The sequence below is a fragment of the Christiangramia aquimixticola genome (assembly GCF_048285835.1).
In the GTDB taxonomy this organism is placed as follows: domain Bacteria; phylum Bacteroidota; class Bacteroidia; order Flavobacteriales; family Flavobacteriaceae; genus Christiangramia; species Christiangramia aquimixticola.
The window spans coordinates 1-343 of record NZ_JBLVTL010000097.1 but is presented as its reverse complement, the minus strand read 5'-3'; the positions used below and the strand labels follow the sequence as shown (position 1 = coordinate 343).

Annotated in this window: 1 protein-coding gene; it reads left to right on the top strand. The window is 42.3% G+C overall.

Going from position 1 to position 343, the window contains the following annotated elements:
* Positions 1 to 343: MFS transporter (locus tag ACNKXV_RS13670; RefSeq protein ID WP_417908277.1), on the top strand; the 343-nt coding region annotated here is incomplete at both ends.

Here is a 343-nt window from a genome sequence, read left to right as displayed (position 1 = left end):
CTACTTCAGAAGCTTACAACAATGCCGCTGATAGTGTAGGAAATTACTTAGGCACTTATGGATTGGTTTCGATGATCTACGCGTTGGTTCTTTCCTTTGTCGCATCCAAAATCAAAATCAACCGAAAGCTCCTTCACCTCGTCAGTTTGATTGCCGGAGGATTTGGCTTTATCCTGATCTACTTTATCACTGATCCTTGGATGCTACACCTTTGTTTTTCTCTAGTGGGTATTGCTTGGGCAAGTATTCTTTCGATGCCTTATGCCATGCTATCGGGTTCGGTAGAGCCCAAAAAGATGGGGGTTTACATGGGGATTTTCAATATGTTTATCGTTATTCCACA